We start from the raw sequence: 22,724 nt of genomic DNA, 5'->3' as shown, positions 1-22,724 counted from the left end.
GGGAACAAAAACCCTAACCCACTGAAATCAAACGAATTGCCTGATCCTGTTTCATAAGCCACAGAAGAACACGCGCCGCCTGCCCCCGTTCTGTTTCCAGCTGCGGGTCCGCGTTCAGCAACGTTCGTGCATCTGATTGCGCAATGGCCATCAACCCGGCCTGTCGTTCAACATCCGCGATCTGAAACCTTGGCAGCCCCGATTGGGCCGTGCCGATCAGATCCCCGGCCCCACGCATCTGCAGATCAGTTTCCGAGATCCGAAACCCGTCCTCGGTTTCCCGCAGGACCTCCAGCCGTTTCCGGCCCCCTTCGCTGAGCGGAGGCTGATACATCAGCAAACAGGTCGAATCCGCCTCACCCCGGCCAACACGTCCGCGCAGCTGGTGCAATTGCGCCAGCCCGAAAATCTCGGCCCGCTCAATCACCATGATCGAGGCGTTGGGCACGTTGACCCCAACTTCGATCACCGTGGTGGCCACCAAAACCTTGGTCTGCTCCTCTTGGAACGCTTTCATCGCCGCGTCTTTGTCAGCCGATGGCATTTGCCCGTGGACCAACCCCACCGTGCCTTCGCCCAGGATCGCGCGCAGTCGTTTAAACCGTTCCTCAGCCGCGGTCAGGTCGGACACCTCGGATTCGTCGACCAGCGGGCAAACCCAATAACACTGACGCCCCTCTTCAATGGCCCGACGCAGGTGGCTGACGACCTCATCCATGCGGTCGGTACTGACAATGGCGGTTTTGATCGGTTTCCGTCCGGGCGGTTTTTCATCCAGCACAGACACGTCCATATCGCCATATTGCGCCAGCGCCAGGCTGCGCGGGATCGGCGTGGCCGTCATCACCAGAACATCAGCGCCCTGCCCCTTTTCCGACAGCTCCATCCGCTGGCGCACGCCAAAGCGGTGCTGTTCGTCCACGATGGCTAGCCTCAATGTATGGAATTCTACATCGCTTTGGAACACCGCGTGGGTGCCGACCAGAATGTGAATATCCCCGTTCTTCAAGGCGGCCAGCTTGGCGCGCCGCTCAGCCCCTTTGTCCCGGCCTGTCAGTATTTCCAGAACAACGCCCGCCTCTTCGGCCAGCGGGCGCAGGCCCTCCAGATGCTGGCGGGCCAAAATCTCGGTCGGAGCCATCATCACGCCCTGCCCGCCGGCCTCAACGGCGACAAGCAGCGCCATGAAGGCCACCAGGGTTTTGCCGGCCCCAACATCCCCCTGCAAAAGCCGGTTCATCCGCGCGTCCGAACCCATATCGGCGGTGATCTCATCAATCGCCCGCATCTGGGCTCCGGTTGGCTTATATGGCAGGCTGCCCAGAACCCGGGCCTGCAAACGCCCGGTGCCGACACTGACAACGCCCTTGGATTTCCGTTCTCGTTGACGGGCCAAAGCGAGCGTCATTTGATGGGCAAACAGCTCATCATATGCCAGTCGTTCCCGCGCAGGCGCAAAGGCCGCTACATCATCCGCACCTTTGGGGTTGTGCGTCGCTTCGATGGCCGTGGACCAATCTCCCCACCCCTGCTTGGCGATCAACGCCGGATCGATCCATTCGCCCAGTGTTGGAGCACGCGCTAACGCACTGCGCGCCGCCTTATACGCCGTTTTCTGCGTGATCCCCTGCGTCAGGTGATAGACCGGTTCGAACTCTGGAATGTCCTGCGCCTGTTCCGGCGGCAACATGTGATCGGGGTGGACCATCTGCGCCATGCCGTCGAACAGTTCTAGCTTGCCCGACACGACCCGCCGCGCCCCTTCCGGCAGCATACGCTTCAGGTAATCCCCGCGTGCGTGGAAGAACACCAACTGGAAATCGGCCTGAGCGTCCTCAACATGAATACGGTAAGCGCCCCCTTTGTTGCGCGGGGGACGGTGCGGGCCAACAGTGATTTCTACGGTCAAAGTCGTCGGCAGATCAGCGCCCTGAATGGTATCGCGACGCCTGCGGTCAATCACGGCATACGGTAGGCTGAACACCAGATCCCGAGGAGATTCGATGCCCGCCTGCCGAAAGGCCTGCGCTGTTTTGGGCCCCACACCGTCAAGCGTTTCCAGCCCGGCAAAAAGCGGGAACAACTGCTCGGGACGGCCACTCATGCGGTGCCGATCAGCTGTAGCCAGCCATCCTCATCCAATGTTTCGATGCCCAGTTCAGCCGCCTTTTTCGCCTTGGATCCCGCGCCCGGGCCTGCCACAAGAATGTCGGTCTTTTTGCTGACCGAGCCTGAAACCTTGGCGCCCAAAGCCTCAGCCCGGGCTTTGGCCTCGGCGCGGGTCATCTTTTCCAACGTGCCAGTGAAGACAACGGTTTTGCCGGCGACCGGGCTGCCCGCGGTGTCGGGGCGTTTGGCATCCTGTACGTCCAACTGCGCGACCAACGCGTCAATACTGGCGCGCTCAGCCTCTTGCGCAAAGGCCGAGACGAGCGCCCGCGCCATAACGTCACCTACGCCGTCGACACCCAGTAAATCCTCCCATTCAGGGCCTTCGAAATGACCAGCGGCGGTTACGGCTGTCTCAAATTCGGACCATGTGCCATAGTGGGTTGCGACCAGGTTCGACGCGGCCTCACCCATATGCCGAATGCCCAGGGCAAACAGCAGCCGCCCAAAGGGTATCTTGCGCTTTTCATCAATCGCCGCCCATAGATTTCCGGCACTTTGCGCGCCCCAGCCCTTGCGGTTGGCCAGTTTATTCAGGTTCGCGGAATCGCGCGTCTGAAGTGTAAAAATATCAACCGGAGTTCTGATCGGCAGGTCCGGATCGTCATAGAACATCTCAATCTGTTTTGCGCCCAGACCTTCGATGTCAAACGCCTTGCGCGAGACGAAATGCTTCAGCTTTTCCACCGCTTGCGCCGGGCAGATCATCCCACCCGTGCAGCGGCGCACGGCATCCCCTTCTTCCCGCACCGCGTCACTGCCGCATTCGGGGCATTTGGTGGGGAACACGAAAGGTTGCGCGTCGTCGGGGCGTTTCGAGACGTCAACATCAGCCAGCTTCGGGATCACGTCGCCCGCGCGGTAGACTTGCACCCAATCGCCAACACGGATGTCCTTACCGTCGCGGATTATGCCGCCCCTGGCATCGCGTCCGGCGATATAATCCTCATTGTGCAGCGTGGCGTTCGAGACAACGACACCGCCAACAGTGACCGGATGCAGCCGCGCCACGGGGCTGAGCGCCCCAGTGCGGCCCACCTGAATGTCGATTGCTTCAAGCCGGGTCCAGGCCAGTTCGGCGGGGAATTTATGCGCAATCGCCCAACGCGGGGTCGTGGAACGGAACCCAAGGCGCCCCTGCAAGGCCAGATCGTTCACCTTGTAGACCACGCCATCGATGTCATAGCCCAAAGTCGCGCGCTGGGTTTCGATGTCACGGTAATGCGCAAGCATCTGCTCGGTCGTTTCGCACAGCCGGGTCAACGGATTGATCGTGAACCCAAACGCTTTCAATTGCCCGATCGCATCCATTTGTGTGTCGGCCAGCGGCGCGGACAATTCCCCCCATGCATAAGCAAAAAACCGCAGCGGACGGGCGCGGGTGATCGCGGAATCCAGCTGTCGCAAAGACCCGGCTGCTGCATTGCGCGGGTTGGCAAAGGGCTTTTCGCCCGCCTCTTCTTGCCGGGCGTTCAGAGCATCGAAATCCTTGTGGGACATATAGACCTCGCCCCGAACCTCCAGAACATCCGGCGCATCCGGAATTGATTGAGGGATATCGAAGATTGTCCTTGCATTGGCGGTGACGTTCTCGCCAACCTCCCCATCACCGCGTGTCGCCGCCTGAACCAACTGCCCGCCCTCATAGCGCAGAGACAGAGACAAGCCGTCGATCTTTGGTTCGGCTGTAAAGGCCAGAGGCTCAGAATCCGTAAGCCCCAGATATTTGCGGATAGACCGGTCAAAATCCTGAACGTCTTCGTCATCGAACGCATTGCCCAGCGACATCATGCGCACGGCATGGGTGACTTTCGAGAATCCTTCGGCCGGGCGCGCGCCAACCTGATCTGAAGGGCTGTCCCCCCGTTTAAGATGAGGGAAACGCGCCTCAATTTCTGCGTTGCGGCGTTTGAGCGCGTCGTATTCGGCATCGGAAATCTCGGGCGCGTCTTCTGCGTGATACAGCGTGTTTGCCCGCGCCAGCTGTTGCGCCAATTGCGCCAGTTCCGTCTTCGCGGCGTCCTCAGTCAGCTCAGATACCGGAATCAAATTGCTCATGGCCTCGCCCTGTCACGTCTTCTTGGACCTCAGTGATAGGGCGAGGCCATGGCTAGGTCCAGATGTGCTGTTCAGTGAGTGTGGCAGGTCGCCCCGGACCACCGGCGACCTATGTTCCAATCAGGCGCCAACGGCCATCCGCGTTTCGTCAAGGCTGTTGCTTTGGGGATCGCGCAGCACATATCCCCGCCCCCAGACCGTTTCAATATAGTTGTCGCCACCAGTGGCGTTGCTGAGCTTTTTGCGCAGTTTGCAGATAAAGACGTCGATAATCTTCAGTTCAGGCTCATCCATGCCGCCATAAAGGTGGTTCAAGAACATCTCTTTGGTCAGCGTGGTGCCCTTACGAAGGCTCAGCAACTCCAGCATCTGGTATTCCTTGCCGGTCAGATGCACCGCTTTGCCTTCGACCTCAACCGTTTTGGCATCCAGATTCACCGCGACCTGCCCAGTGTGTATGATCGACTGAGAGTGCCCTTTTGAGCGGCGAATGATGGCATGAATGCGGGCCACCAGTTCTTCGCGGTGGAATGGCTTGGTCATGTAATCATCGGCGCCAAATCCGAAGCCCTTGATTTTGTTCTCGGTATCGTCCGCACCGGACAGGATCAGGATCGGCGTTTCGACCCGCGCCATGCGCAATTGACGCAGAACTTCGTGTCCGTTCATGTCCGGCAGGTTCAGGTCCAGAAGGATCAGGTCATAGTCATAAAGCTTTGCCAGATCGATGCCTTCCTCGCCAAGGTCCGTCGCATAGACGTTAAGGTTGGCGTGCGTCAGCATCAGTTCGATGCTTTTGGACGTGGTCGGATCATCCTCGACAAGAAGTATACGCATTTACTGCTCCAATTCGGGTCAATTTACCAATTCAAACTGAGCCTGATCAAAAATGGTTAATCTGACGTTACCGTTGAATCATTTATTCACTTTCATCTTTAGGTTGTCGATATTTTTTTAACGCTGTGACCTTCAAAGCCTCGGTTCCGTGCTCTGCCACAGCAGAAACCCAGGAATTGAACTCTTCATCGCTCAGCCCATAGCGTTTTTTGGCGTCCGACAGGGAGATCAACCCGTAAACGACCCCACGCACTACGATTGCCTTGCGCGATGCGACCCACCGGGTCGTGTCCTGCGGGGGCAAGTCCGCCCGGGATAAAACCGTTCCATCCGGCAGGGTTACGGACCTTGGTCCCTCTACTTTGTGCAAATACATCTTTCGGTCCTCTTCGTGCTGCGACAAAGCTGACACCAGCCTACTTAATGCAGGGTGAAACCGCCCCTTGAGAGTGTGTAGAATTTTCCTATATTCTGCCGGTCTTTCTTAACCCGCGCTGGAATCATCATGGCCCTCGATACCGAGACACCGCTGAACTCGCTTGGCTTTGCCAAACCCCCGTCGGAAACACGGGTGGTTGTGGCCATGTCAGGTGGCGTGGACAGTTCCGTTGTGGCGGCCCATCTGGCCGATCAGGGCTATGATGTCGTGGGCGTCACGTTGCAGCTGTACGACCATGGCGCGGCGCTGGCCAAAAAAGGCGCGTGCTGCGCTGGGATCGACATCCACGACGCGCGCCGCGTGGCCGAGGAGCGCGGGTTCCCCCATTACGTTCTGGACTATGAGAATATCTTCAAGGACGCCGTGATTGATGAATTCGCCGACAGCTACCTTGCGGGCGCGACCCCCGTACCCTGCATCCGTTGCAATGAGCGGGTGAAATTCAAGGACCTGCTGGAAACCGCCAAGGACCTTGAGGCGGATTGCATGGCCACCGGTCACTATATTCAGCGCATGATGGGTGCCAACGGCCCCGAACTGCACAGCGCCGAGGATGCGAACCGCGACCAGTCCTACTTCCTGTTCTCGACCACGCCCGAACAGCTGGATTTCCTGCGCTTTCCGCTTGGCCACCTGCCCTCGAAAGACGCCACCCGAGAAATGGCGGCACAATACGGGCTGGCCGTCGCCGATAAGCCCGACAGTCAGGACATCTGTTTCGTGCCCAATGGCAACTATGCCAGCGTGATCGAGAAACTGCGCCCCGGCGCTGCGGAACCGGGTGAGATCGTCCACGCGGATGGTCGCGTATTGGCCCAGCATGATGGCGTGATTCACTACACCATCGGTCAGCGCCGCGGTTTGGGGATCGGTGGCCTGAGCGAGCCGCTTTATGTGGTCAAGCTGGACGTCGACAAGAAACAGGTCGTCGTTGGCCCCAAAGAGATGCTGGCCACCCGCACCATTCCGGTGCGTGAGATCAACTGGCTGGGGGATGAGCCCTTTAACGCCCGCAAGGAATGGCACCTGAAGGTCAAGGTCCGCTCGACCCGCCCCCCGCGTGAGGCGATCATTCGCCCCCTGTCCGATACCACGGCCGAGGTCGAGCTGCTGACGCCCGAAGAAGGTGTCTCGCCCGGGCAAGCCTGTGTGTTCTATGCTTCAGAGGGCAGCCGCATCTTTGGTGGTGGCTGGATCTGGCGCGGGTATTAAACCGCGTCCGTCCACGAGTTGCTGAGGATATATAGCCCGGCGCAAATCATCACATAGGGCACAAGGCTCTCTAACCGGCGGGCCAGGGTTCCGCTCATGAAAGGGGCTTTTGCCCCCAGCATCGCGACCGAGGCCAGACTCACCGCAGCGCAGCCTGCCCCGATGACACCAGCGGATCGGAAGCCCGGTGCAGAATCCGCCAGCAATGGCGCAAGCACCGCAAAAGTGTCCATCGACAGGCTGATGAACAGCAGTGTCACCATGATTACCGATGCGCCAGTGTCCAGCTTTGGGTTCGCGTCAGATTCTGCGCCCATTTTGCGCCGGATCAGGGCCAGCACCCCCAGGCTCAGCGGGATCAGGCCCAGATAACCGGCCCAATGGGGCACCACATCATCGACCCCAAGGGCCAGCAGCAACGCGGCCCCAATCACTATGACCTGTGCCAAAAGGAACCCGGTGACCGACCGTTTGGCCCCCGACACCAGCGACAACGCCAGCAGCGCTGCGAGGTTGTCCAGATTGGTCAGAACCTGCGCCATAAAAGCCGACAGCCCAAACAGCACGAAATCCAGCATCACGCGCCCATCCGATTCAACACGGCCTTAGCCGCGCGCAGTCCGGGGGCTTCGCCCCCACGTCCCAAACGTTCCATGGTAACAGCCATGGCGTCTTGCTGCGCATTCGGGGACGCGGCGACCGCTTGCAACGCCGCTGCAATATTGTCGGGCTGGCACGCATCCAGCAGACATTCCGGCACGGTGCGGGTTTCCGAGACCAGATTGACCAGCGTCACCGTATCCAGCTTGACCATTTTCTTGGCGATCAGGGTCGTGAGCCAGTTCAGGTTGTAGGCAATCACCATCGGCGTGGATTGCGCCGCCAGCTCAAGCGAAACAGTCCCGGACGCCGCCAGCGCCAGTTCCGCGGCTGCAAATGCCGCGCGTTTCTGGCTGACCGCCTGATCCGACGGCATATCGCGCGGATCAACGACAACAGGATCACCCGGCCAGCTTTGGACATGCTGCGACACTGTTTCAATCATATGCGCAACCGCAGGCACAACCACACGCGCATCTGGCCGGTCATTCAGATAGAGTTTCAGTGCCTCACCAAACACCGGAGCAAGCCGTGCGACCTCTCCACCGCGTGAGCCGGGCAGCGCCAGAAGGATCGGTGCATCACCCAGACCATATGCTGCACGAAACGCCTGAATATCGTCTTGCGTGGCCACGTGCTCGGTTGCGACGGGATGGCCGACGAAATCGCACTCCATGCCGGCACGTTCCATATAGGGCGGCTCAAACGGAAGCAGCGCAAGGACATGGTCTATGACCTTGGCCATCTTATCCGCCCGGCCCGGTCTCCAGGCCCAGACACTGGGGGCGACGTAATGTACAGTGCGAATATTGCTGTGCGCTTTGACGATCTTTGCAACGCGCAGCGAGAAGTCTGGACTGTCGATCGTAATCAGCACATCTGGCTGCGTGTCCAAAACGGCCTGCGCCGTCTCGGCGATCCGGCGTTTGAGGTGGAAGAACTTGGGCAGCACCTCTACCAGTCCCATCACCGAAAGCTCGGCCATGGGAAAAAGGGTGTCCAAACCCTGCGCCTGCATCAGTGGCCCGCCGACCCCATCAAACTGCACATCTGGCACTAGGCTGCGCAGCCCCTCCATCAGCGCACCGCCCAGTCGGTCGCCCGAAGGTTCGCCGGCGACCACGAATACTTTCATCAGCTGGCCCGCTCTCGCACGTATAAGAACAAGCCCAGACGATTGCAGTCCTCGATGACCTGTTCCTGGTTCAGGACAATAACGCCACCCTTTTCGATGAAAATCCCGGTCAGCCCTGCCGCGACCGCGCCTGCCACGGTATCAGGACCAATGGTGGGCAGATCGGCGCGGCGATCCTGATCGGGTTTCGGGGCTTTGAACAAGACCCCTCCGCCCGCATCGGGACGCTGGGTCAGGGATTGCAGCATCCAGTCGGTACCAAAGATACTTTCCACCGCCAGCGCCTGCCCTTTGGATACGGCACATGCCTGTCCTATATCAGCTGCCCCCATGGCGCGCAGGATGCCCGCCGCCCGGTCCGCGTCGCCCAGTTCAGCGTCAGATGGCTGTGCTTCGGTCAGGCAGCCCAATTGCGGAAGCAAGCTCGGCGCGATTTCATGCGCGGCGCGCACGGCCAGACCCGCTTGCTCGAATATCCCGATCACGGCACGCAGCGCGCCGTCATCGCCAAACATCAACGCCTGCTGCAACACGGGCACCAAAGGCATTGTCGCCGCATCAATACGCGCCGGATCAATCGCCGGGCGCCGCACTGCGCCCGCCAAACAAATATCGGTCACGCCGCGCGATTTGATATCCGCGATGAAGCTGCCCAGCTGTTCCAGCGGGAAGACAACATCCGGAGTCAGCGTGTCGGGCGTAAACCCCTCCATCGCGCAGACGATTGGCCGGTCCGACAGGTGGTTCACCACCTCGTCCGGCAAAGCACCCGTTCCCGCAATCAGCGCCAGCATGGGTTACTTCCTCGGGGTCAGGAAGGATCGATCCGATTGTCCAGTGACGAAATCGACGATCCGTTGCACATATTCGCTTTGGTTGTCTGCGCCGACACGGTGCGCCCGTTCCATAAACGTGCCTTCCCCGTCCGTGAGTTCACGGAAGGCCGCACGCAGGGCCGAGATATCCTCGCGCGAGACGCCCTTGCGTTTCAACCCGACCAGATTGAGCCCGTCCAGTTCACCCCGCGGAGCCTGAACCAGGCCATAGGGGATCACATCATTGGGCACCATGGTCAACGCGCCAATGATCGCGCCACGGCCCACGCGCACCCATTGGTGCAGGCCCGAAATGCCGCCCACGATCACGTCATCTTCGATGATGCAATGCCCGGCTGCACCCGCGTGGTTTACCATGATCACACGGTTGCCGATCTGGACGTCATGCGCCACATGCACACCGGCCATCAGCAGGCAATCATCCCCGATGCGTGTCACACCGCCACCGCCATCGGTGCCGGTATTCACTGTCACATGCTCGCGGATGCGGTTGCGCTTGCCAATCTCAAGCCGGGTATTTTCGCCTCCGAATTTCAGGTCTTGCGGGATCTCACCAATCACCGAGAAATTGAAGATGACTGTCTCATCCCCGATCGAGGTATCGCCGGTCACCACAACATGCGACTTCAGCTCAACCCTGTCGCCCAGTTTGACCTGCGCGCCGACATAACAGAACGGTCCTATGACACAGCCTTCACCGACCTGCGCACCGTCTTCGATGATTGCGCTTGGATGAATGCCGCTCATGTCGTTTTTTCCATATCCCAGTCAACATAGGCCGAGAATTCCGCCTCGGCAGCCACTTCGCCCTCAACGGTTGCGCGACCGGCAAACTTGAAGATTTTGCCGCCCTTCTTGCCGCGCACGGTTTCGACGTGCATTTCCAGCACATCGCCCGGGATCACTTTGCGGCGGAATTTGCACTTGTCGATATTCATGAAGTAGATCAGCAGCTCGCTGTCGATCACGTCCATGCCTACGCCCAGCATCACACCCGCAGTCTGCGCCATTGCCTCAACAATCGTTACGCCCGGCATGATCGGAGTTCCCGGGAAATGGCCCTGGAAATGCGGCTCGTTCATGGTGACGTTCTTGATGCCAACTGCCGACTGATACCCCGAGATATCGACCACCTTGTCGACCAGCAGAAACGGATAGCGGTGCGGCAATATGCGCTGGATCAGCTGAATGTCGGCGCTTTGGGTTTCCGTGCTCATGATGAAGTCGTCCCGTTCTGGATTTCAATTTGCGCGTGGTTAGCAATACCGCGCGTCAAGGGCAAGCAAACCTATTCGCTAGCCCCGGTTTCGCCGGTGCTGCCATCACCGATTGCAGCGTCGATCCGCGCAATCGCCGCCTCGGTGATGTCGGCGCTTTCAAGGCTGATGATTACATTCGACCGTTCCATAAGGATCGATGCGCCGGATTCGCGCAACAGGTCGATCAGGATGGGCTGAACCAGCTCATAGAAAGTTTGTCGTGCCTCTTCGCTTCGCTGCGACAGTGCATCCAACTTGGCGCGCTGGCTTTCCCGGTGCGACTGTACCTTGGCGTCGAATGCTTCGGCCAAGGGGCGAAACTCTTCCGCACTCAAGGTCGCACGTTGTTCGGTCAGGTCCTTCTCTTCCCGGCTCAGCTGTTCAACAATCTGCTCGTTTTCTTCGCCCAGTAACGAGCCTTCGGCCTCGAACTCTCGCAGGATACGCTGACCAAAGGCAGAGTCCGTGAACAGTTGATCGGTGGACAGCGTTACAACACTGCTCTGCGGGACACCCAGTTGCTGTGCATGCAAGGGCGCCACACAGGCCAGTGTCAGAAAAGTACACAGGGCCCAAAAAGGGCCCTGTAGTTTCATGAGAAACGTCTTCGGCATCCGTGATCAGAACCGTGCCTGAACCGTCAGGTCAAAGTTCTGCTCGTTGTCGAAATCTTCCTTTTTGATCGCTTTCGAGAAGTTAAAGCGCAGCGGACCAAACGGAGTTTCCCACAGCACCGAGACACCCAGCACGTGACGGATCGAGCCATCTTCGCCCACGATATCAGCACCTGCCGTGTTCACATCGCTCAGGTTGTAGAGGTTCCCGAAGTCATAGAAGACACCACCGCGCAGGCCCAACTCTTCGGGCAGACCCAAGGGGAAATCGGATTCCAGACGAACAACCCAGTAGTAGTTGCCGCCAATCGCATCGTCCTGCCCGTTCGACAGATCGCGCGGACCGATACCAGCGGGTTCAAAACCGCGGAACACGCTGGGCCCAAGGACGAAACGGTCGATTGTACGGCTAAAGTCACCGCCGCGCCAATGCAGCGCACCGGCCTCAAGCGTGGCGCGCAGAACAACTTCTTCGTTCCAGACCCGCTTCTGCGCAATGCTGCGCAGGGTCGTTTTGAAGAATTCATTGTCACCGCCCAGACCGGCCGCATCGACACCCGCTTCGAACAGAACACCTGCATTGGGGTTCAGACCACCAAGACGACTGTCATAGACATAAGATACGCCCAGCAGGCTAGTTGTCCGTTCACCCTGTGCGATTTCCGACGAGATGACGGCACCGTTGATCTCGTCATCCTGCTGGGTCATTTCGCTGTTTTCCCAGCCATAGCGCAGACGCAGCGAGGACAGCTCACCAATCGCGTAGCTTAGCTGAGGACGGAAAAACAATGTATCGGTGTCATAGCTGGCGAAGCTTGAGTTGGTGGTCGCCAGACCCAGACCCAGATCAAAGCGCAATCTGCGCCCCAGCAGATAGGGTTCCGAGAAGTTGATGGTATACTGCTCAGAGTCCTGCGCTGTCGACAGGTTGAGACCAATCGTCTGGCCACGACCCAGGAAGTTGGATTCACGCAGACCAACCGCAATACCAAAACCGTCAGCAGCCGAAAAGCTACCACCCAGGCTCAGCGAGCCGGTCGGTTGCTCCTCCACGTCCACATCGACGATCACCTGACTGGGGGTCGAACCCTCGCGCGGTTCAACATCGGCCACGGTAAAGAAGCCAAGCGCACGGATACGTTCGGCGGCCTGACGAATTTCACGCGGATTGAAGGGATCACCTTCCACGGTGTCGAACTGACGACGGATCACGCGGTCCAGCGTTGTGGTATTGCCTTCGATATCGATGCGCTCAACAAAGATGCGCGGGCCGCGTGTCAGCACGAATTGCACGTCCAGTGTCAGATCCCGCGCATTGCGGGTGACACGTGGTTCCACGCGCAGAAAGTCGACGCCCTGTTTGATCCCCAGACGCTCCATACGGGCGATGGAGTTTTCAACCAGCGAAGGCGTGTAGGTCACACCCGGCTTAATTTTCAACGCCGCCTGGTAAGCTGCCGGGTCAACGCCCGGAATTTCGCTGACCGTGCTGATCTGACCGAACGAAAATTTCTGCCCTTCGGTGATGTTCATCACCAGGAAAAACGCATCACGTTCGCGGGTAAATTCCACATTCGCGCTGTTGACCCGGAAATCCACATAGCCACGGGACAGGTAGAAATCCCGGATAACCTGCTTATCGAACTCGATCCGGTCGGCGATGAATGTATCACCGCTCAGGAATGTCCGAAGCACGTTGGCCTGCTTGGTCTGCAGCACACGGCGCAGACGCCGGTCCGAGTAGGCGCGGTTGCCGACAAAGCTGACGCGTTCAACTTCGATCGTTGTTCCCTCTGCCACTTCAAAGACCAAATCGACCCGGTTGTCGTTACGGCGGATGATGCGCGGAATAACAGTGGCCGAGACACGACCCTGCGCCGAATAAATCTCGGCAATCAGATCGGCATCGGCTTCGGCCATTTGAGGGGTGAATACCCGGCGCGGCTGTGAGGTGATCGCCTCAAGCAAAACATCGTCCTTGACGCGCTGGTTCCCCTCGACGCTGATCTGGTTGATCGTTGGATATTCTTCAACCGAGATCAGCAGCGTGTTGCCTTGCGGGGTCAGTTCAACTGTTTCAAAAACACCACTGTCAAGCAAACGCTGAAAGGCATCGTTAAGCTCACCACCGGTCACTGTCTGACCCGGTTCAATGCCCGTACGGGCGATAATGGTCGAGCTTTCGATGCGTTGGTTGCCTTCGACATCAAACGAATTGATGACGAAAGTCTGCGCCCGGGCCGCTTGTGGAAAGGGCGCAAAGCTTACTATCGACAAAAAGAAAATTAACGTTAGTGACCGCCACAAAATCTTGTTTTCTGGCTTTTGTCCCCCGCAGGATGTGCCCGCGCCTCGGCTATGAGTCATTTTTTTCACTACCCAATATTTTTGGACTTTATTGCTGAGTAGCGAGATTATTGAATCTTGTCAAAAGACCAAAACAGAAAGCGGCCGCTAGGGCCGCCTCGTGTGGTTTTCACAACAGAGATTTAGAATCACATGGTGATCAGATAGGCCCACCCGCCAATGGCGACAGCCGTGGCCCCAAAGAACAACAACATGTCCCAGTTCAACACGAACAGGTAGCCGACACTTTCAGCAGACTTGCGCAGTACCTTTGCCATAGGACCCTCGGACTCAAAACGAATAACGCAGCATAAATTAACCGTGAATTGCGGCGGAAATGCGGCGTTTTCGTGAGGTCCGCGTCACATTCAGCAGAACAGATCGTTCGTAACCGAAAACACCATCAGCCCTAAAATCAAGGACACCCCGACGCCCATCAGAATACGCAATGCACCATCGCTGGGTGGTTTGCCGGTAACGGCTTCATATGCGTAAAACACCAGATGCCCGCCATCCAGCGCTGGGATCGGGAACAGGTTTAGCAGCCCCACGGCAGTTGAGAGAACGGCAATGAAAAAGATAAAGTTCTGCGCCCCCTGGCTGGCCATCGCACCCGAAGTCTCGGCGATTCCGATGGGACCGGATATATTGCATGTGCTGATCGCACCGGTGATCATATGCCAGACCCCCGACAATGAGCCATCGACAATGCGCCATGTTTGCTGGACACCGCCTGACAAAGATGACCAGACACCCGCAGGCTCAGTCGCTGGTTCAAGCGCCATTCCCCCGACAATTCCTATACGCCAATGGGTTACGAAGCCACCCTCAGGTGTTGGCTCATCTGTTCGACGCGGCACCAATGCGAACTCAAGATCCGCCCCATCCCGCCAGACATTCAACAGCAAAGCCTTTCCGTCCGACCCTTCGACGTAATCCTTCAACTGATCGAACGCAAAAATGCTGTCACCGTTGACCGCAGTAATCACATCCCCGGCTTTCAGATCGATATCCATGGCTGCACTGCGCGGAACAACCTGTTGGATCAACGGCGGAAACAGCCAGGGGCCCGACACATCCAAAGTCTGCCCGTCACGGATCACGCTATAGGTTAGCGCAGGCTCGACCGACAGAGCTTCGGTAAAATCCGCCCAGGCCCCTTGCTGATCGAAATCGGGCACGGCGATCCCGTCAATGGCAACGATCTCATCACCGTCGCGCAGCTCTTGCACTGTGCCCGGCAGCGGGTGCAGTGTGCCAACGGTCAAAGGTTCTTTGGTGACACCTTGCGACAGGAAAATCAGGCCAAACACCAGAATCGACATCACAAAATTGAACACAGGGCCCGCAGCAACTGTTGCAGCACGGGCCCATAGAGGCGCGCCATGCATTGTACGGCGCAGTTCCTCGGGGCTTTGCTGGCTGATTTCCTCCATCGCCTCTTCGTCTTTGCCAGACGCGGCATTGGCATCGCCCAGAAATTTCACATAGCCGCCAAAGGGCAATGCTGCCAATTGCCAGCGTGTCCCGCGCTTGTCGACGCGGCTCAGCAAAACAGGGCCAAATCCGATCGAGAACACCTCGGCGTGGATGCCGGACCAACGGCCCACGATATAGTGGCCGTATTCATGGACCGCTACGATCACCGACAGCGCGATCACGAACGCGCCGACAGTGTAAAGCAGGTTGCCGAAGGAAGGGATCAGAGAAATGAAGTCCAAGTTTTTATCCTGCTGACTGAATGGCGGAGGTTGTGTCGCTGTTATCTGCCAAATGGCCCGTGTTTAAGGCGTTATCAAGGTTCAATTTAGCGCTGGAAACATCAAGCCGCCCCACGCCCCATAATAGTAAGACAACCACAGGTCGACCCATCGCAAATGTGATCCGGGGCAAAGGCCCAGAGATCGCCATACGCATCACATGCTGCCGGGGCCATAGAACAGCCCCGCGATCAGAACGAACAGAGCCGCCCCCATCATGCCGTCGAACCGATCCAGGAACCCGCCATGGCCTGGGATCAGGTTCGAGCTGTCCTTGACCCCAAACTTCCGCTTGGTCGCGCTTTCGACAATGTCGCCCGCCTGACTGGCCATCGACGCCAGAACCGAGATCAAAACGAACGTGGCTCCGAACCCGCCATATGCGGCAAACACAATGCCCACCACGGCGGCGGCGGCCCAGCCACCGGCGGTTCCCGACCAGGTTTTCTTGGGGCTGACGCGCGGCCAGAACTTGGGCCCGCCGACAGCTTTGCCGACAAAGTACCCTGCCACATCGGTCGCCACGACGACCGAGATCAGCCAGACCATCCAGACAAAACCCATGTTTTCGCGGATCGCGATAAAGCCCAGCCCCGAGGCGGCGATCCAGATGGCAAACAACGCATAGATGCCTTTGGAGCGGCTGACCTGCCCTGCCCCAACCAGCGCCGGGGCCACCAGAAATGGCAGCTTGTAAAGTGGCGGTACGTGATAACTGATCAGAACCGCGACACCGGTCAGAATTCCAAGCTGCACCGCAAGTCCGGTTTTGTCCTGGTCGATCATCCGGACCAGCTCCCAGGTCATCAGACCGCAGGCAACGGCGATGAAGGTTTCAAACCATAAACCGCCCAGCCAAACCTCGACAGCACCAATCGCCACAAGTACAGCCGCCGAAAGCACTCGGGCGGTCAGATCAGACCAACGGCTGTCCGTCATGCGGGAACGGCTCCAAACCGTCGCTCGCGCGAGCCGAAACTCCGGCACAGCCGTTCGAGTTCGGTTGCGGTGAAATCAGGCCACAGCGTGTCGATGAATTCATACTCCGAATAGGCCGATTGCCACAGCAAAAAGTTGGAAATCCGCGCCTCGCCGCTGGTGCGAATGACCAGATCAGGATCAGGAAGAACGTGGGTATCCAGATACTTAGGCAGCGTCTCTTCATCCACATCCTCGGGGCGCAACCGCCCTTCGGCCACGTCGCGTGCCAAACGCTTGGTTGCGCGCGCCACCTCATCACGACCGCCATAGTTCAGGGCGATGGTCAGGTGCACCAGATCGTTATCTCTGGTTTCCTCTTCCAGCATGTCCATCAGGTTCGTCAGCTTGGAATCCAGTCGAACCCGATCCCCGATAAAGCGCACGCGAATCCCGTTTTCCTTGAGGGTCCGGGTTTCCTTGATGATATAGCGGCGGAACAGGCTCATCAGCCCGGCAACTTCGGCCTGCGTCCGTTTCCAGTTCTCGGTCGAAAAGGCAAAAACCGTCAGATATTTAACACCCAGCCCCGGACAAGCCTCGACCACCTCGCGCACGCGCCGCGCACCCGCATGGTGGCCGAAAAGCCGAGGCCGCCCCCGCGCCTGCGCCCAACGTCCATTGCCATCCATGATGATGGCGACATGGCGCGGCCCGGCCACAGTCTCGGTATCTGGGGCTTTGCGCATATCCGGGACTCAGACCTGCATGATCTCGGCTTGCTTGGTCTCAAGTGCAGAATCGACGGCCTTGATCATCTCGTCGGTCAGATCCTGAACCTCGGCTTCCCAGAATTTCTGGTCATCCTCGGACATACCGTCCGACTTGGCTTTCTTGATCTGGTCCATCCCGTCACGGCGCACGTTGCGGATCGAAACCCGCGCATGCTCGGCGTACTGACCGGCAACCTTGCCCAGCTCACGACGGCGTTCTTCGTTCAGTTCCGGGATCGGCAGCATGATGATCGTACCGTTCAGCTGAGGGTTGATCCCCAACCCACTTTCCCGAATAGCTTTTTCGACTTTACCGACCAAGCCTTTGTCCCAAACATTAACCGTTACCATCCGCGGTTCCGGCACGTTCACGGTACCCACTTGGTTGATGGGCGTCATTGACCCATAAGCATCCACCATCACCGGCTCCAGCATCGAGGCCGAGGCCCGCCCGGTTCTGAGCGAGGCAAATTCAGTTCTGAGGTTGGACATGGCGCCGTCCATGCGCCGTTTCAGATCATCGGTATCCAGTTCGAAATCGTCAGACATGCTGCTCACTCCCCGTCTTCAGGTGCTGTTGGCATGGCTCTTAAGCCATCGCAATTGGGATGTATAGCAATGATGATGGGGAAATGCGTCAATGACCAGAGGTGTTTCCGGCATTTTCGCGAAGTTTCAGAGATAAATAGACCGGTCGGCAAAGAATCCGGCCGGTCCATGAAAGCGCCCTGTCGATCAGGCGTTTACATCCACAACGACGCGCCCTTTGACCTGACCTTTCAGGATGTCGGCACCCAATTGCGGCAGATCACTCAGGGTTGCCGGAACGACCATCGCCTCAAGCTTGTCCATCGGCAGATCGGTGGCCACACGCTGCCATGCGCGCAGGCGATTGTCATAGGGCTGCATCACGCTGTCGATGCCCAGCAGGTTGACCCCGCGCAGCAGGAACGGAATCACGGTTGCAGGCAAGGCCGCGCCTCCCGCCAGACCGACCGCCGCAACTGACGCGCCATACTTCATCTGCCCCAGCACACGCGCCAGCATCTCGCCCCCGACGGCGTCCACACAGCCGGCCCAGGTTTCACTCTCCAACGGGCGCTTGGTGGTCTCGTTCAGCTCTTCGCGCGGAACAATCGTGGTGGCCCCCAGGGAATTCAGGTAGTCACCGGTTTCAGGGCGGCCTGTAACGGCTGCAACTTCATACCCCAGATTGGCCAAAATCGCCGTAGCCACTGATCCCACGCCACCCGCAGCGCCGGTGACCAGAACCGGCCCGTGATCCTTTTGCATTCCCTGATCTTCCAGCGCCATTACGGCGAGCATCGCAGTAAACCCAGCGGTCCCAACCGCCATCGCCTGCCGCGCATCCAGACCATCGGGCAAAGGCACCAGCCAATCCGCACGCGCGTTGGCCTTTTGCGAATAGCCGCCCCAATGGGCCTCACCCACGCGCCAACCGGTCAGAACCACCTTATCGCCGGGCTTATAGCGATCGTCCGAGGACGCCTCGACCGTACCCGCATAGTCAATGCCGGGAACATGCGGATAGTTGCGCACCAGGCCGCCACCTTTGGGAGACAGGCACAAACCATCCTTATAGTTCACGGTCGAGTACTCAACCGCCACCGTGACCTCACCCTGTGGCAGATCATCCGCAGACAGCTGCTTGACCGCCGGGCTGGCCAGACCGCTTTCCTCGTCCTTTTCCATAACCAACGCATTGAACATCTTTTTTCCCTTTCTTTCCCTGGCGACAGGCCCCGTTCTTCACCTGTCTAAAAATATCCCGGGGGAGCCGCACAGCGGCGGGGGCAGCGCCCCCAACCGCCCTCAGATCCAGAACTTCTCCTGAATAGTGGCTCGGCGCAGACCGTCCGGCGTTTCAACCTCAACACCTGTGCCCGCATCCCAATGGCTCAGCCGCATCATCCCGATAGAGACGTTCGTCTGAAAATCTGGGGACCACGCGGCCGAGGTGACTTGCCCGACCTGCTTGCCATCCGCCAGAACCGGCCATGGACGATCACAGGGCGGCACGGCGTCCCCCTCAATCGCAATCGGACGAATCTGCTGCACCGGCCCCTCCTTGGCCACACGCAGCAACGCATCCCGTCCGATACATCCGATAGCCGTATGGGTATTGCAGAACTTGCCCAGCCCACATTCGTGGGGCGTATTGTCGTCGGTCATGTCATTGCCATAGGACAGCAACCCGCCCTCGATCCGCTCAATCAGGTTCGGACAGCCCGCCCGCACCTGCAAATCTTCGCCCGCCGCAAACAACGCGTTCCACAGCGGCATACCAATGTCCGAGCCTTCGACATAAATCTCGAACCCGCCCTGTTTCGAATAGCCCGACCGCGCGACGGCCAGATCACGGCCTTCGAACTGGAACATGTCGAACTTGAAGAACCGGATATCGCGTACGCGGTCGCCAAAAACCCGCGCCATCAGATCATCCGCTTTTGGCCCCTGAATGGCCAGAGGCGACACGTCAGGTTCATCCACCAGAACATCCAGCCGATAGCCCGCCGCAATCCCTTTAACCCACAGCAACAAGTCACTGTCCGCAATGGAAATCCACCAGCGGTCATCAGACAGTTTCACGGCCACCGGGTCATTCAGCATACCGCCGGTTTCATCGACAATCGGCACATAGAAACACTGGCCCGGCAGCATCCCCCGCAAATCACGCGGCGTCAGCATCTGCATCAGGCGCGCAGCATCCGGTCCGCGCAGTTCGACCTGCCGTTCACAGGCTACATCCCAGACCTGAACATGGGTCTTGAGATGCCGGTAATCGGCCTCAACACTTTCAAAAACCGTCGGCAGCAGCATGCGGTTATAGACGGTGTACCCTTTGACACCTGCGGCCTCGACACCGTCTGAGAACGGCGTGCGGCGCAACCGGCGGGACAGGGAAATTTGCGGCATGTCATACCTCCTGCGGCATGAAGACAAGATCGCTGACAGGTGCGGCTGATCCAGTTTCGGTCAGCATCTGGTGCAACTGCCCACGATGGTGAGTTTGATGGCTAAACATGTGGATGACGCATTGCGCGTAAGGCAATGTAACATCAGCTTCTTTTGTGGCTGAGAGCCAGGTGAATTCACCGGTCAAAGGCGCATCACCAAGGGTCTTGGCCCAGTCTGAAATCCGCGCATCGATCTGTTCGCATAACGGCACCCAGCTTGCGAGATCATCACAAAGCGAGACACTTTCCGGGATACCGCCGCCGGGCCCTTGGCCCTTGTCAAAGCGCGAAATCCAAATCCAATTGCCCCACAACAGATGGTTCGCCGTTCCCATGATCGACCCAAAGAACGCACCTCGTTCTTTAGTCAGATCGTCAGTAGAAAGTGCTTTCAGAAATCCAGATAACTGGCTGTTTTGCCATCGGTTATAGCGCGCCATCTCCTGCGCATATGCGCCGGTGATCATCACTTTGGTCCATGCCAGTCGATCGGGCAGATTTCAGCGGATTTCCCGCCAAAGTCCCAGACCCGACCATAGTCACGCACCTTGGATTTGGTGCCGCGCGCCACGATAATATCCGGGCCCATCCAGTATTTGGAGTTGCTGACCATGACAGGATGATCGGCGTCCTTACCGGCCATCATCTCAATCTCACCCTGGATCTTGCGCCCGATCATGATGCGGCGCTTTGTGCCGTCGCGTTCAATCTGAACCGGAGCACGTTCGGCCCCGATAATCTCGCTGACCAGCATGGTGAACAGACCCGTGGTGCCACCCGCCTGACCGCTGAAAATCTGCAACAGCCCGTTATACGCCTTGCCGCTGGCGCGTTCGTCCACATAGGCGGCAACCTTCCACTGACCCTCGCCCATACGGCCCGGAATATCGACCAGCAGACCCACGTTCAGGCCCGACAGGTCTTCGCCCTCATAATGGCCTTCGTCGATGATCACGCCCATCCACGCGTGGCAGTGCCCTTCGGTCGGAGGGTGCGCGCCCAAGGACACCACACAGGGACAGAACACATCGCAGGAGCAGTTCAGGATCAACTCACCCTTGATGGCCCAGTCCGTCGGGCTCATCTCGCGCCGTTTGGGGTTGGGCATCCGGCTGTCAATGCGCTGGCTGATCGGCAGCCGGTCGGCCTCGGGTTTCCTGTTTTTAGCCATACACTTATCCTCCGAAAGTAAAGGGATAGATCAGCAGGAGAAGCCCCCCCGCGATCAATGCAAACCCCATCGGTCGCGTCACCGCGTGACCGATCTGGGGAAGTTTCTCAAGAACCATGAACAGCGTCGCAAGCCCCATCCACAGCAAGCTCATGACGCCACCGACAAACCCCAGCGCCATGAAGCCCCAGCAGCAACCGACGCAAAAGGCCCCAAGGCCCAGGCCCATGCGCACACCACCGGCGAACCCGGTTTTCCAATGGCCCAGGAAATAGGTCATCGGGGCGTGGCAGACGCCATGGCAGACCTCTTTCGCGCGGGTGAACTGAAAGGCGCCGACAGCGATCATCAGCCCCCCGGCGAACCAGGTGGATTTTGCGATGCCCAGCATATCGACCACACCACCGAAAAGCAGGCCAAGCTGTACACCGGTGATCAAGGCGGCGAACCCCACCCAGACGATGAAATACCCGGTCAACACGCCGATCCAACCCGCGCGCGTGCCATTGGCGCTGCGGATCAGGTCCTCATAACTGCGCAGGGTCGGCACGAGGGTCGGCAGCATCATCGCCGCCATCATGATCGCCCACATCCAGAACAGCGGCCCGAATTCGGCCATGGGCATATACATGTCCATCCGCGGGTCCATTGCCGCCATGGCCTGTCCCATCGGGCCCGGGCGACCGATCCAATCCAGATCCATGTCACGGCTCATGGTGAACATCATCCACCACGCCCACAGGATCAGAATGTAGAACCCCAGCCATAATCCGCTGCGTAGAACTGCGCGACTCACGTTGGCCCTCCCGACTCAGTGCTTGCTTTTCAAATGTCAGACTTTTAAATGTCAGACAAATAAAATCGCACCAACGGTCCCCGGAATATGAAAATCGACCCGCAAAACCCTGCTGATCTGTCGGCGCAGATCGCACAAGCCATCCGTGACGCCATCATCTCGGGTCAGTTGATCGTGGATGAACGTTTGCCGTCCGAGGCCGAACTGTCAGACCAGTTCAAAGTCTCACGCCCGACCGTGCGCGAGGCGCTGAAACGGCTTGCGGCACAGTCCCTGATCCGCACACAACGCGGGGCCAGTGGCGGTGCCTTTGTCAACCGGATCAGTTTCGAGGACGCCTATTCGCAGCAGATCACCACCTCGACCCTATTGCTGTCGATGAACGCGATCAGCTTTGATACCGCGTGCGAGGCCCGGTTTGCGCTGGAACGCGCCTGTGCGCCTTTGTCGGCGCAGCGTCGCACAGCCGATCAACTGGCCACCATGCGGGCCGAAATCTTTCGTCAGGCCCAACCCGGCCTTACAGATGAGGCGTTTTGCGCCTCGGACGTCGCCTTTCACCGCGCTCTGGTCGACGGTGCGGGCAACCCGGTCCTGTCCTATCAACTGGCCGGAGCGGTCGAGGCGATGCAGCCACTGATGAACATGATCACCTTCACCGCCCGGTCCCGCGAAGAGATCATCGCCCTGCACGCACAGATCGCCGACGCGCTTGAGGCCCGCGACGCAGAAAAGGTCGACACAACGTTGGTTGAGCTTGAAAACTACACGCGCAAGCTAGCTCAGGACGTGGCACAACAACGCCGCAAACCAGCTTGAGCGA

General features: G+C 58.7%; 23 protein-coding genes. 2 read left to right on the top strand and 21 right to left on the bottom strand.

All coding sequences use genetic code 11. The features are described from left to right. Nucleotides 1–13 precede the first annotated feature (13 nt). The 4 genes from recG to sciP form a co-directional block, all read right to left on the bottom strand. Entirely contained in the window at nucleotides 14–2,104 is a 2,091-nt protein-coding gene (gene recG, locus ACR0J5_RS05525) for an ATP-dependent DNA helicase RecG (RefSeq protein WP_480651179.1), read from the bottom strand. Next, a complete protein-coding gene (gene ligA / locus ACR0J5_RS05520) occupies nucleotides 2,101–4,227 on the bottom strand; it encodes an NAD-dependent DNA ligase LigA (protein ID WP_480651177.1) in 2,127 nt (708 codons plus the stop codon). The genes recG and ligA overlap by 4 nt, the downstream gene beginning before the upstream one ends. A 120-nt stretch (nucleotides 4,228–4,347) precedes the next feature. Further along, nucleotides 4,348–5,064: a response regulator transcription factor CtrA gene (ctrA, locus tag ACR0J5_RS05515; RefSeq protein ID WP_480651176.1), complete on the bottom strand. Its 717-nt coding sequence runs from the start codon at nucleotides 5,062–5,064 to the stop codon at nucleotides 4,348–4,350. Between the two features lie 82 nt (nucleotides 5,065–5,146). Continuing rightward, nucleotides 5,147–5,440 (bottom strand): CtrA inhibitor SciP, encoded by a 294-nt coding sequence (gene sciP, locus ACR0J5_RS05510; protein WP_480651174.1) that lies wholly within the window; start codon nucleotides 5,438–5,440, stop codon nucleotides 5,147–5,149. A gap of 129 nt (nucleotides 5,441–5,569) precedes the next feature. Here sciP and mnmA point away from each other — a divergent pair, with 129 nt between their 5' ends. After that, entirely contained in the window at nucleotides 5,570–6,715 is a 1,146-nt protein-coding gene (gene mnmA / locus ACR0J5_RS05505) for a tRNA 2-thiouridine(34) synthase MnmA (protein WP_480651172.1), read from the top strand. On the opposite strand, the gene ACR0J5_RS05500 is transcribed toward mnmA, so the two are convergent. From ACR0J5_RS05500 to ACR0J5_RS05420, 17 genes are all read right to left on the bottom strand, one after another. After that, nucleotides 6,712–7,293: a cadmium resistance transporter gene (locus ACR0J5_RS05500; RefSeq protein WP_480651170.1), complete on the bottom strand. Its 582-nt coding sequence runs from the start codon at nucleotides 7,291–7,293 to the stop codon at nucleotides 6,712–6,714. The two genes, mnmA and ACR0J5_RS05500, sit on opposite strands and share 4 nt — an antisense overlap. Next, nucleotides 7,293–8,450: a lipid-A-disaccharide synthase gene (gene lpxB / locus ACR0J5_RS05495; protein ID WP_480651168.1), complete on the bottom strand. Its 1,158-nt coding sequence runs from the start codon at nucleotides 8,448–8,450 to the stop codon at nucleotides 7,293–7,295. The genes ACR0J5_RS05500 and lpxB overlap by 1 nt, the downstream gene beginning before the upstream one ends. Then, the gene (locus ACR0J5_RS05490) at nucleotides 8,450–9,244 is read right to left on the bottom strand and encodes an LpxI family protein (protein ID WP_480651167.1); all 795 of its coding nucleotides are present in this window, start codon (nucleotides 9,242–9,244) and stop codon (nucleotides 8,450–8,452) included. Before ACR0J5_RS05490 ends, lpxB begins: the two co-directional genes overlap by 1 nt. Nucleotides 9,245–9,247: 3 nt before the next feature. After that, on the bottom strand, nucleotides 9,248–10,033 hold the full coding sequence (gene lpxA / locus ACR0J5_RS05485) for an acyl-ACP--UDP-N-acetylglucosamine O-acyltransferase (protein WP_480651165.1): 786 nt from the start codon (nucleotides 10,031–10,033) through the stop codon (nucleotides 9,248–9,250). Then, complete coding sequence (gene fabZ / locus ACR0J5_RS05480) at nucleotides 10,030–10,503, bottom strand: 3-hydroxyacyl-ACP dehydratase FabZ (RefSeq protein WP_480651163.1); 474 nt, start codon at nucleotides 10,501–10,503, stop codon at nucleotides 10,030–10,032. Before fabZ ends, lpxA begins: the two co-directional genes overlap by 4 nt. Before the next feature lie 71 nt (nucleotides 10,504–10,574). Beyond that, the gene (locus ACR0J5_RS05475; protein WP_480651161.1) at nucleotides 10,575–11,141 is read right to left on the bottom strand and encodes an OmpH/Skp family outer membrane protein; all 567 of its coding nucleotides are present in this window, start codon (nucleotides 11,139–11,141) and stop codon (nucleotides 10,575–10,577) included. A gap of 24 nt (nucleotides 11,142–11,165) precedes the next feature. Beyond that, nucleotides 11,166–13,526, bottom strand: a complete 2,361-nt coding sequence (gene bamA / locus ACR0J5_RS05470) for an outer membrane protein assembly factor BamA (RefSeq protein ID WP_480651159.1) — start codon at nucleotides 13,524–13,526, stop codon at nucleotides 11,166–11,168. Between the two features lie 128 nt (nucleotides 13,527–13,654). Next, nucleotides 13,655–13,783, bottom strand: a complete 129-nt coding sequence (locus ACR0J5_RS05465) for a hypothetical protein (RefSeq protein ID WP_480651157.1) — start codon at nucleotides 13,781–13,783, stop codon at nucleotides 13,655–13,657. A 90-nt stretch (nucleotides 13,784–13,873) separates the two neighbouring features. After that, nucleotides 13,874–15,226 carry an RIP metalloprotease RseP gene (gene rseP / locus ACR0J5_RS05460; RefSeq protein WP_480651155.1) on the bottom strand — a complete coding sequence of 451 codons (1,353 nt, stop codon included), beginning with the start codon at nucleotides 15,224–15,226 and terminating at the stop codon, nucleotides 13,874–13,876. Between the two features lie 195 nt (nucleotides 15,227–15,421). Next, entirely contained in the window at nucleotides 15,422–16,204 is a 783-nt protein-coding gene (locus ACR0J5_RS05455; protein ID WP_480651154.1) for a phosphatidate cytidylyltransferase, read from the bottom strand. Beyond that, a complete protein-coding gene (locus tag ACR0J5_RS05450) occupies nucleotides 16,201–16,932 on the bottom strand; it encodes an isoprenyl transferase (RefSeq protein WP_480651153.1) in 732 nt (243 codons plus the stop codon). The genes ACR0J5_RS05455 and ACR0J5_RS05450 overlap by 4 nt, the downstream gene beginning before the upstream one ends. 9 nt (nucleotides 16,933–16,941) lie before the next feature. Beyond that, on the bottom strand, nucleotides 16,942–17,505 hold the full coding sequence (gene frr, locus ACR0J5_RS05445; protein WP_480651151.1) for a ribosome recycling factor: 564 nt from the start codon (nucleotides 17,503–17,505) through the stop codon (nucleotides 16,942–16,944). Between the two features lie 186 nt (nucleotides 17,506–17,691). After that, nucleotides 17,692–18,687 carry an acryloyl-CoA reductase gene (gene acuI / locus ACR0J5_RS05440; protein WP_480651149.1) on the bottom strand — a complete coding sequence of 332 codons (996 nt, stop codon included), beginning with the start codon at nucleotides 18,685–18,687 and terminating at the stop codon, nucleotides 17,692–17,694. Between the two features lie 102 nt (nucleotides 18,688–18,789). After that, a complete protein-coding gene (locus tag ACR0J5_RS05435; protein WP_480651147.1) occupies nucleotides 18,790–19,893 on the bottom strand; it encodes a dimethylsulfoniopropionate demethylase in 1,104 nt (367 codons plus the stop codon). Nucleotide 19,894: 1 nt separating this feature from the next. Further along, nucleotides 19,895–20,401: a DinB family protein gene (locus ACR0J5_RS05430; RefSeq protein ID WP_480651146.1), complete on the bottom strand. Its 507-nt coding sequence runs from the start codon at nucleotides 20,399–20,401 to the stop codon at nucleotides 19,895–19,897. Next, the gene (locus ACR0J5_RS05425; protein ID WP_480651144.1) at nucleotides 20,401–21,105 is read right to left on the bottom strand and encodes a DUF1326 domain-containing protein; all 705 of its coding nucleotides are present in this window, start codon (nucleotides 21,103–21,105) and stop codon (nucleotides 20,401–20,403) included. The genes ACR0J5_RS05430 and ACR0J5_RS05425 overlap by 1 nt, the downstream gene beginning before the upstream one ends. A 4-nt stretch (nucleotides 21,106–21,109) precedes the next feature. Then, nucleotides 21,110–21,901 (bottom strand): DUF2182 domain-containing protein, encoded by a 792-nt coding sequence (locus ACR0J5_RS05420; RefSeq protein WP_480651143.1) that lies wholly within the window; start codon nucleotides 21,899–21,901, stop codon nucleotides 21,110–21,112. A gap of 87 nt (nucleotides 21,902–21,988) precedes the next feature. Between ACR0J5_RS05420 and ACR0J5_RS05415 the strand changes: the two genes are divergently transcribed. Continuing rightward, entirely contained in the window at nucleotides 21,989–22,720 is a 732-nt protein-coding gene (locus ACR0J5_RS05415) for a FadR/GntR family transcriptional regulator (RefSeq protein WP_480651141.1), read from the top strand. Nucleotides 22,721–22,724 lie beyond the last annotated feature (4 nt).

It is taken from the genome of Ruegeria sp. BE1, from assembly GCF_056538885.1.
Note: the sequence above shows the minus strand (reverse complement) of the source record. Positions and strands in the feature narration are given on the sequence as shown.